The sequence below is a fragment of the Nocardia sp. NPDC050630 genome, from assembly GCF_044457245.1.
Classification (GTDB): Bacteria; Actinomycetota; Actinomycetes; order Mycobacteriales; family Mycobacteriaceae; genus Nocardia.
This window is the reverse complement of sequence record NZ_JBITGN010000023.1, coordinates 35,330-46,103: the sequence shown is the minus strand read 5'-3', so window position 1 is coordinate 46,103 and position 10,774 is coordinate 35,330. Positions and strand designations below refer to the sequence as shown.

General features: G+C 65.1%; 6 protein-coding genes. 2 read left to right on the top strand and 4 right to left on the bottom strand.

From position 1 onward, the window contains the following. Positions 1–8: 8 nt before the first annotated feature. From ACIBG0_RS36025 to ACIBG0_RS36015, 3 genes are all read right to left on the bottom strand, one after another. Complete coding sequence (locus ACIBG0_RS36025; RefSeq protein WP_397038956.1) at positions 9–1,568, bottom strand: hypothetical protein; 1,560 nt, start codon at positions 1,566–1,568, stop codon at positions 9–11. Then, positions 1,565–2,953, bottom strand: a complete 1,389-nt coding sequence (locus ACIBG0_RS36020; RefSeq protein WP_397038955.1) for a hypothetical protein — start codon at positions 2,951–2,953, stop codon at positions 1,565–1,567. Before ACIBG0_RS36020 ends, ACIBG0_RS36025 begins: the two co-directional genes overlap by 4 nt. A 374-nt stretch (positions 2,954–3,327) precedes the next feature. Next, positions 3,328–3,663 (bottom strand): LpqN/LpqT family lipoprotein, encoded by a 336-nt coding sequence (locus tag ACIBG0_RS36015; RefSeq protein WP_397039048.1) that lies wholly within the window; start codon positions 3,661–3,663, stop codon positions 3,328–3,330. Positions 3,664–4,599: 936 nt separating this feature from the next. On the opposite strand from ACIBG0_RS36015, the gene ACIBG0_RS36010 reads away from it, so the two are divergent. Next, positions 4,600–7,164 (top strand): AAA family ATPase, encoded by a 2,565-nt coding sequence (locus ACIBG0_RS36010; protein WP_397038953.1) that lies wholly within the window; start codon positions 4,600–4,602, stop codon positions 7,162–7,164. Here the strand turns inward: ACIBG0_RS36010 and ACIBG0_RS36005 are convergent. Then, positions 7,085–7,954: a prephenate dehydrogenase gene (locus ACIBG0_RS36005; RefSeq protein ID WP_397039045.1), complete on the bottom strand. Its 870-nt coding sequence runs from the start codon at positions 7,952–7,954 to the stop codon at positions 7,085–7,087. The two genes, ACIBG0_RS36010 and ACIBG0_RS36005, sit on opposite strands and share 80 nt — an antisense overlap. Positions 7,955–8,520: 566 nt before the next feature. On the opposite strand from ACIBG0_RS36005, the gene ACIBG0_RS36000 reads away from it, so the two are divergent. Further along, entirely contained in the window at positions 8,521–10,719 is a 2,199-nt protein-coding gene (locus ACIBG0_RS36000) for a hypothetical protein (RefSeq protein WP_397038952.1), read from the top strand. The last annotated feature ends 55 nt before the right edge of the window (positions 10,720–10,774 follow it).

The following is a 10,774-nucleotide window of genomic DNA, read 5'->3' as shown; positions in this document are numbered from 1 at the left end:
GGCGCCGCCTACCCCGGCGACGGGGCCGCGTCGACCAGCACCGCGTGCAGTATCTTCGCCGCAGCGCTCGCCCGCTCGCCGTGCAGCACGACATCGGCGAACGCGACACTCAGTGCCCGATCCACTTCGAAGCCACCCGCCGCACCGGTGGCCCCTTTCAACTCGGCCCGCCAGTGCCGGAAACCGCGCAGCAGCTCACCCAGTGTCGTGTACCGTCCCGCCACCACCCGCATGTACTCGGCGATCAGGGCGCGCTGAGCGACCTCCTGGGCGACACCGCCGCCGGCGTGGTTCAAGGCGAGACCGAGTTCTCGTACCGTCGCCGAGCCGACAGCCGAATCATTGGGTCCCGCTTCGGTTTCCGGCGTTCCGAGGCCAGGGCTCAGTTCGCAGGCGACTCGCCGATCGAGCGTGATCGACCGGACCGTGGCCGAGTCACGCACGTCACGGCGCCACCGCACTCCGCCGGCGTCCTCGCCCAAGTCCCCCACCGCGACGACGTCGAGTTCGATCATCGGGTACTCGGTGAGCACCCGATCGACCGCCGCCGCGAACTCACGCACGGGCGACTCCTGCAGGTCGGGCAGGTCGAAACCGATGACCGTGACGTGGTGCCGGTGGGCCAAAGTCCGTGCGAGCCAGGCGAATATGGGTGAGACGCCGGGCTTGCGGGCCGGTCTTTCCGTCTCGCGGCCTCGATCACGCTTGCGCGGCTCGGCGCTCTTCGGGGAGCGCGGCGGGGAGCCGGGCCGAGGATTGGACGAATTCGGGGTGGAAGGCGCGGACCCGCTCTTGGGTGGTGGTCCGGTCCATGGCGTTTCTCTCCTGCCGCCGGTCCTGGGAGCGGATTTTCGCCCCGGCGTCGTCCCGGGCCTGGGCGATGTCGCGCTCGGGTTGCGTGGCGCATCCCGTCCTGCGCCGACCGGCGGCGACACCGGTGAGGATGGGGGCCGGCGGCTCGGATCCCCAGCGGACTTCGAGCCACCCTGCGGGTCCGAAGTTCCGGCCAGAGGATTCGACGACTGCGGGCTGTTCCGCGACGTCGACGGTTTCCCGGAAGGTCCCCGAGGCGTGCCGGACGCTTGCTGTTCGGTGGGGGTGCGGTTCGAGATCGGCTGTCCGGCAGGGGTATTGCTCACAGTTCCGGCGTCGGGCCCGAGAGAGGTGGTCGCGGGTTCTGCGCTCCCAGTGGATGGGATGGCCGAGGACGGTCGCACACCCGTCCCATAGTTCTGGTCCGGACGATACGCCTCGTCGCCAGCTCGGCCGATCTGACCGGCACCGTCGAGATCCTGGGCCTCGAAGTCGTGCGCGGCGGCGGCCGCCTGCTGAGCGGTCCCGCGCAGGCTTTCCTCCATCGCTTGCAAATCCCGCAGCAACTCATCGGCCTGTGGCGTGAAATTCTTGGCGAAGGCCTCGCCGAGATCGTCATCGCCCCAGCACCCGTTCGCATTCGCCAGGGAGTCTCGCAGTCCGGCGTAGGTCCGGGCGACCTGGTCGCCGAGTTCGGCCAGCCGTGCGCTGTCGCGTCGCAGACTGTCCGGGTCCAGCTGCACTCTGTCGTTCACATCGCCTCCGGTGCGGCCTGGCGCAGCCGGAATCGTCGCTCGAAGGCGGCCACGAACTCCGAACGCGGCACCGACGATGTCGACTGTTCCACCACACCGTCGTCGGCAACGTAGAAAACCGCACGGTCCAAGGCGATTTCGTCGTCGGGCACCGGTGACCGCACCACCCAGCCCACGTCGATGCGTTCGGCCCGCAACGTGGACAGCGGATAACCCGTGGTGTCGTAGCCATGCCGGTGAATGTGACCGCGAACGAGGTCGACGGCATCGGCCTCGGACATCCCGTCCGCGTTGTCCGCGGCCAGACCGGCGACCAGGAATTGGAACAGCGCGCCGTCGATATCGACCCGGTCGTCGTGACCGAAGACGTCCGTCATTCGCGCCCTGGTCACCGAGCCCGACTGGGCGGCGAGTACCAACGCCTCGGCGGTTTTCGGCACGTCGCCCACTCGATCGCCCACCAGGCTGCCGATGATGCCCGCCACGGTGTCGACGGTCCATACCGCGGGCATGGCCGGTGCGCACTGCGCCATCGGTGCCGACTCACCTCGATACCATCGACCCGCCTCCCACCAGTAGCAGAACGTCAGCAAACCGGTCGCCGCGCGCGGATTGAGCACCGGGTCCGCGACCCAAACCGGTGCGCCGGCAAAGAATTTCGGAGCTGCGGCACCGGAGTTGTAGACGGCGTCCAGGACCGGCGCGTTCCAGACACCGCCCGACAACACCGCCCGGTCGCCGGGCAGCAGGTTGAGCGTCGAACCGCTGCGTGCCGCACTTTCGAACACACCGGTCGACGGCCCGATCCGCGGCCCGCGTCGCGATCCGGCCGCCGTCAAGGCCGCCGCCAACACCGCCCACCGGGCCCACAACGCGGCGAGATCCGGCAACTCGTCCTCGACCGGCACCGCCCGCACCCCGGCGCGGCGATCCGCCCGCGTCTGGTTCGCGGCCTGCCGTGGCGGTCGCGACGGCAATTCGGCTCGCCCGACGTAGGCCGCCAACCACACCGGCAGCCGAGCTCGAGGATAGATTTCCAGGTCGGCGCGATACGATTCGGGCGCGAACAACTGCTCGCCGGGGAAGGGCTCCGCACCATAGTCGGGCAAGGTCTCGACGCCGTCGGCATCCACCCGCACCAGCAATCGCCACCACGGCCCGTCGTCGGACCGAGCCGACTCGTCGCGGTGTAGACGCACCGCATCCCACACCGCGTCGGGCACCTTGCATCGAACCGAGCGGTTGCCGTCGTCGGCCAGCAGCAGTGCCGACTCATCGACGACGGTCACCGCGAACCAGGCTTCCAGCCGCCGCCATCCGGCCGGGGCGAATTCGGACAACCCGCGCGCGATCTCCAGTGCCGCGGCATCACCGCGCCCGGACACGCTAGCCTCCTGAACCCGAGGTCAGGCAGGACCGGTGCGGCGGGGAGCCGGTGCGGCGGGCGGTCCACGCACAGTCCATAGGCAATCCCCTTCGACTAAAAACGGTCGTCATCAGCACGGTTCGACGGCCTCAATCGGTGCGAGCAGCTCGGTCAACAGCTGCGACGTGGTCATGACTTCTCCCCGCGAGGTCGAATGTCCCGCACGCCACCGTGCTCGGCGATGTCGAAGATGCCCCAATCCTCCTGGTCACCACTCCACTCCCGACCAAGACGTGACCGTAGACCAGGGATGCCCGGATGCGGCCCCCTGAGTGTGCGGCAGTCGAATTCGACCCATAACGATCGACTCACACCACGCTCCCCGGTTGCGTCCTAATAGATTCGCAAGCATGGGCGTATAGGTAGGTCTGAAGCATCGGTATGTGATAGAGGGTCCGCCCTGGTCTCGAGGCTGTAGGTTCCCGCGGCGCGGTACGGCGGGAATCCGGCCACCGTGGCGACGGCGCCGTCGCCGAGCGGACTGAAACCGGCCAGGTTCTTCATCTCGCCGCTCGCACTGTCGATGAGCCGCCGCGGGTCGACCTCGCCCTGCGCAGCGTGACTGGCTGGACAGGCGAAACCGGGCGGGGTACGGCGGATAATCCAAATCCGCCATCTCCTTCTCGATGGCCTTCGCCGCGAAATGCAGACCCATGGTCCGCAATTCATGAATTCGCCTGTGTAGCGCATCAGTACCCCCTGGGGCAGCCGCGATATGGGCGATACCGATAGGCGCCGCGATAGAAGTCAGCGGTCGATTCGCCATGCCATCCAACCTTCTGCCGCTCCACTCATAAAGTTCGACGATGCGCACGAACGAAATGTCACCACATGAGTCTCCACAGTTAGGTAGTGGTCCGAAATCGGTACCAGCGGGGTGAATCCCGATTACTGGCCGAGGTGCGGCATAATTAACGGTTCAGCAGTGCTGGAACTCCGGATCGCTATTACTGTTGAACTGCCACCGCCAGCATATTCGACATTTGCACAGGCACCTTGGCGAAGAAACTCGCACGACGAACCAGGCTAAGAAGACGCGCCGATTGTTGCCACACGATGGGCCACACGATCGTACCTGTCCACGTCTCGGCCGGGGGCCGCAATGAGGCCATGAATAAACCGAGTCAACGGAAACCGAAAGCATAGCCGATCAACCAGATGACGTGGTCACGATGGCCATGCAGTCGCTGGACTCCATATCGAGCGGCGCGCGGATAAGATTTCGCCCAGTGCAGAATATCGACCGGATCGATGACCTAGAAGTACTCGGACAGTTCGCCAGCGGAAGAATCTTTCAGGTCCGTCCAGTCCAAATTCTGATCAGCCGACGATCCGGCCGTCGAGTCGGCCCACGCGGTCGCGATCGGACCGACGATGCGAACATAGCGAAGACTACGGCCAGCACGCACTTTTCGAAACGTCGTCAACTCTCGTGGATATCCCCCACCCGTAATATTTGCTCGAGGCATGCTGAATCCCACAACTGCGACTCAACGTGTGGTGTAACGATCATCAACTGATAGGTAGATATCGCACATCCGCAGATCGGTGGATTCACGAGATTGCGTTGGCAGTGTGTCGGACCGACCGGCTACTCTGCTCGATGTGTCAGCGCAACGCCCCTTCGGTAGCGGTTCTCTTCCAACAGCGGCCAGTGATTTCGTCGGACGAGAACGAGAGCTGGAAAAAATCGCAACCCTATTTCTGTCTTCGACGCGACTGATTACCTTGATCGGCGCGGGCGGTATCGGTAAGACCCGGCTCGCGACCGAAGCCGTCCACCGCTACCACAAGGCGCGGCGGGTGCCGATTCACTGGGTCCGGCTGGCCCGACTCCCCGCGGGCTCGGATGCGACGGCGGTCGAGGACGAGCTCGCTCACTCGATCATCGACATGGACTTCTCGAACCGGTCGACCTGGGATGCCTTGATCGATAGGTTGACCAAGAGCGAGGGCACCAGCCGCAATCCGCAGGCCATTCTGGTGATGGACAACTGCGAGCACGTACTCGACGGTGCCGGACAGGCGATTGCGGCGCTGCTGGATGCGGTGCCCGGACTGACCGTACTGGCCACCAGCCGCGAGGCCATCGGCTGGGTCGACGAGCAATTGGTGCCGGTCCCGGCACTGTCACGCGAACAGGCGCTCGCTTTGTTCCGCGCCCGAGCGGAGTTGACCGGTCACCCTATCGCGGGTGATCACGACGCCGCGGTCGCCGGTTCGATCTGCTGGCATGTGCACAACCATCCCCTCTACATCAGGCTGGCCGCCGCCCGGCTGACGCGGCAACCGTTGCCGATGATCCTGCGTGATCTCAGCGGCGAGCACGGCGACCGACGGCTGCGCTGGTCGCATGGCCCACGGGTCGGCGCAGACGAAAGACATTGGCGCATCCACGATGTCATCGCCTGGTCCTACGACCTCTGCCAGGACGACGAGCGCCTGCTTTTCGAGCGTATGTCGGTCTTCGCCGCCGGTTACGACAGCAATACCGACGACGATCACGGCACGTCGAGGCGCGATGTGGGGGCCGAACTCGAAGCGATCGAGGCGGTATGCGCCGACGACGACGGCGCTGGCATCGCTCGTGACGAGATCGAGGGTTTGCTCGAACGCCTCGTGGACCAATCGCTCGTCACGGTGCACCTGACAGCTAATTCGGTCCGGTATTCACTGCTGGAAAGCTTGCGAGTCTTCGCGCAGCAGCGGCTGAACGAGCGATCGGCGGGGGCGGAGTGGCAACGGTTGGCCGGCAGGCACCGACGGTACTACCGGGACAAGGCCGTCCGCGCTGGGGCCGATTGGTTCGGCCCGGCCGAGCAAGAGTTGCTGGACTGGGCTCGTGCGGCGTGGGACAACCTGCTCACCGCGATGGACAGCAGCCTCACCACGCCCGGAGAGTCCGCGATCGGATTGGAGATCGCGACCGGGTTGATCGCCCTGCGTCTTCCGTTCTTCCTGGGTTCCCTGCGCGAGTCCCGCCGGTGGGCGATGCGCACCCTGGAAGCGACCCGCGGTCTCGATCCCCAGCCCATTGAACTGCAGACCGCCTCGATGGCGCTGACCGCATGGTTGACCTCGTGTCAGGGCGTCCACGACGAGGCCGCCCAGATGCTTGATGAATGCGTCGCCGCCTGCGTCCCGGATGCAGCGGCGAGATCGAATTGGCGAGACGATCCGATGTCCGGTCTCGGTCTGCCGGCTCCAGTCGACTTCGCCTGGGGCACCGAACTGCTCTTCGCGGATGATCCGCGCTCGATTGTGGTCCTGGCACGTGCGCGCGAGCGGTTCCGCGCGGATGGCGATGAGGGCGGTGCCGCCATGAGCGAATTGTTCCAGGCCCTGGCGGCCGGACTGCTCGGCACCGCGACACAAGCATTGGAGATCGCACAGGGCTACCTCGACCGTGCCACGCGGTCGGGTGCCGGATGGGCACAGTCCTGGGCCGAATTGGCCTGGGCGATAGCATTGACCAAGCACGGTGATCCCCATGAGGCATTGGCCGTCGGGCGTACCGCGCTGAGGAGTCAACTGTCCATGCGGGACCAGTGGGGAGCGATCTGGGCAGTCCATATCCGGACGTGGACACTGGCACGCTTGGTCGCCGACGCACGCGTCGACCATGGCGCACAGCCCGATTCAGTGCTCTGCTTGGCGACGGAGATCGCGAATCTCGTCGGCGGTGCCGGCACGGTACGGCAGCAACTCGGCGTGAACATCGCCAACCTCGGACCGTTCGCCACCGAAACCGATAAGGCTATTGCGGTAGCCCGAGATGTGCTCGGACACAAGGCCTTCGCAGCCGCTACACACGAAGGATCGATACTTCGAACCGAATTCGACGAAGTGGCTCGATTGGCGCTCGGCACTCTGTCGTTGAACAAGCTGGCACTCGACCACCCGATCCGTCGACACCGACCATCCAAATGGAGCGAGTTATCGGCCGCCGAACGCGAAGTGGCAGTATTCGCCGCGGCAGGTTGGACCAACACGGCGATCGCGGCAAGTCGTGGCAGCTCGTTCAAGACGGTCGACGCACAGATCGCCTCGATCTTCAGCAAGCTGATGATCAACTCGCGAGCCGATATCATCACCCTCGTTCCCAGCGATACACGGGAGAAGGTCGCACAGGCGGCCGCCCGCCGCCCCCAGCAGCGAAGACATCGGTAGCCGAATCAGTGTGCCCACAACTCGGCCGCGCGCTCAACTCCCGCATCGAACCGGCCATAGTGTTCAATTCGGTGGCGATTTCGGCCAGCACTTTCGATACCTCGATCGCATTGGCTCGCAAGATATCCGTCGACAGCGGCGCCTCATCCGCGGCGAATCGCATGACATCCCGAATCCCGCTGCCGCACAACCGCAACACCGCATCGTCGGCGCCTCGAATGCTCGCCGCCAATGCCGACGCGACCAGATGCGGCACATGCGAGATCCGGGCAACGGCCCGATCATGCTCGGACGGCGTCATCATGACCGGGTGTGCACCCGTCAGGCGGACCAACTCGACGACGGCGTCGATCGCGGCCGGACTCGTATTCGCGACCGGTGTGAGGGCCCACGGTCGATCTCGGAACACATCAGCTGATGCGGCGAGCGGACCCGAACGCGTACGACCGGCCAATGGATGGCCACCGACATAGTTCTTCACATCGCAGCCGCTCATCTCGGCATCAGCCGTAGAAGCCACTTTGACGCTGCCGACATCGGTATAGAAATGTGCGAGCGATTTGACCTGACATTCGGCGAGCACTGTCGCGATATCACTCGGCGGCACGGCCAACACCGCGATATCGACCGGCGCCGCGGGCAGACCGACGACCCCCGCTCGCCGCGCCGCTGCCATGGCGACCGTATACGGATCGGGATCGCACAAATACGTCAGAATTCCTTGCTTACGCAGGGCGAGTGCGATAGATGTTCCGATCATTCCGGTGCCGATTATCGCAACCTCGCGCACCGACCGGTCCGGCGGCGTTTTCACCGCAACCGACAGATTTCCGAATTGAGGACATCACAAATTTTCATTACCCGACCTCGTTGGACTCGGCTCAGCACAGTACGAAGTGCCTGATAGGGCGAGCTGATCTCGATGGGCAACAAGCTACTCGGCACGCACCGACCGGTTCAATAGGGAATGCACATAGGTAGATAATTCTCGGCAATTACCTATCAGCAGTCGCTACCTACGCAATCCCATTTCGTCGCGGCAAAACAGGTGGCGCAGGTTCGTACAGTGATCACCGATGCCGTAGACCTACTTATGGTCCCATTCTGGAGTTCGACAGACCGGAATGGAGAGGTGTGAAGAGCATTGGTGTGCTGTGCGCTGCTCGCCGGACTCCTGGTGTTCGGGCCGCGTGGTATGCGTATCCACCGCGCCTTTCGAGCCCGTCGCCAGGGCCGGCAGCCGAATCGTCACCCACTCGAAATCACCGTCTCCGGTCATCTCGTCGAATCACCGGATACGACAGCCCTTTTCGTGCCCACCCGGCCAGCGGCGGCGCGCACACCACAGGAGTCGACATGAGCACAGCTGCACCGGTTCAGGAGTCCGCGTCGAATATTCGCCTGCGCGGACCCGCGACCTCCCGATGGTTGCGGCGCACTCTTGTACTCACCTCGCTGGTCTGGACCGCCGCGGCGGTCCTTCCGCAAGCTCTCGGGCTGTCGGATGCGTGGCGGGCCTTCGGCACCGGACTCGTCATTCCGGGCGCCGGTCTGTTGTACGCGATGCCGCCGCTCGACCACACCTTCGCTACCGAGGTTGTCGTCGGCCACGCCGTGGTGCTCTGGGCCGAGGTCGCTCTCGCTAGTGCGGCGGTGCGCCGTGGCCGCGGTCTGCTGGTCGCCGGGGCAGTCGCACCACTGGTGGCAATAGCGGTCGTGGCCGTGCCGACGTTTGTCGTGGTGGCCGGTCACATTGCCGCGTTCATCGGCGTACTGGCCGCCGCGAGTTGGGCATTTGCCTTCCGTTCGGTGGCGCGGTCGGACTATGTGACCCTGCCGGCGATCGTGCTGTTCGCCGCCGCGGTCTCCGCGGCGCTGACGCAGGTGCACGGCGACATGCCGGGACCGATGACATGGGTGTGGTGGGGCGCTCCCGTTGTCGCGGTGGGGCTTTCGGCATTCGGGTTGATTCGTGAGCGCGTCCGGCATGGTGCCGCCCGTCGGCTCGGGATCGAACGGGAAAACTATTTGGCCGGGCGGCGAGGTTCGGCGCGGACGAATCCGGCGCCGCTCGACCATCGGCTGGGTACGCCCGAGGTGACCGAGGCCGATGTCGATCAGCTGCGATTGCTGCGATATCTGATGAGCATCGCCGCGCAGCCGCTCGACAACTGGGACGGTTTCGACGCCGAGGGTGCGGGCCCGTTGCAGCAGTACCGGTATCAGCTCAATGCCATCGGCTGGGCACTGGCGATGTACGGATACTCGCATACCCCCGCTTTGCGCGGACCACTGCACCGCGCACAACTCGACGTGCTCACACGCATGCAGGACCAAGCGGTGTGGGGATACTGGTACCACCAGAATCTATTGGGCAATTGGGACTTTCGCGCACGACGCGCGGATCCGATCGACGTGCCACAGAACATCATGTTCACCGGCTACCTCAACCTGCAGCTCGCCATGTTCGGGCAGGCGACCGGTGACCGCCGCTTCGACACACCCGGCTCGCTGACCTTCTCCTGGTCCCCCACCGAGGAATTCACCTACGACCACCCTGCGATCAACGACATCGTGATCCGGAACTTCGGCGGTGAACTCGGCCTATGGCCGTGCGAACCGCTGCCGGTCGGCCGCCGCCGCAGGCACGGCCTGGTCTTTCCGTATTGCAATGCGGTGAGCGCGGCGGGCGTCGCGATACTCGACGCACTGGTCGGGACCAGCCATGCCGCCGACATCAGCCGCCGCTTCCAGCGCGGCCTCGATAGCGAGTTCACCGCCGCCGATGGCGATATCGTCTCTTTCATCGCCTCTGGACTCGGCTTCACCGCACGAGCATTCCGAGGACCGGCGACCACCGCGTCGGTCGCGGCTTTCGTCGCGCCGCTACTGCCCGACCTCGCCTGGCGCGCATGGGAAATACTGCTGCGCGAATGGCTGACCACCGACCGGTTCCGGCACCTCGGCACCGGCGGCTCCGAATCCCCGATCGTCGCGGACTGGGGCTCGCAGGCGGCAACCAACGCCGAATCATTCGCAGCGGCAATGCTGCTCGCACAGGAATGCGGAGAATCCGATTGGTGCGCCGAACTCTGGACAGCGGCGACCGAGCAGCTGAGGTTCGGCGAAGATGCTCGACAACCAGGGGTCTGGAGTTTCGACGCGGCCTCCCTACATGCCAACGGAATGCTGGGTCTCGGCGGCCTCGGCCGCACCTATGCCCTCACCGACATGATGTCACGGCCCCGGCCACCGCAATGGGATGCGGGTCCGCGGATCTTCGATATGCCGCATCCGAATATCCTTGTCGCCAAGGCGGTCTCCGACGGCTACGGACTGGACGCGGTCCTGCATCCCGGTCTCGGACCGGGCCGATTCGCACTAGTACTGGATCAACTCACCCCCCGAGGTCAGTATCTGATCCACGGTGCGGTGGAACGAGAAGTGACCGCCGACGCGGCCGGCAAGGCCCGGATAGCCATCGAACTCCGTACCCGCAGCACCATCGCGGTGCGGCCGGTGCCGCACGGACCTGCCATTCATCGATCAGCGTAACGAACTCGGACCTTTCGTCGCGACTGCGACCAAGCTGAGGTGGGGCCGATCGTCG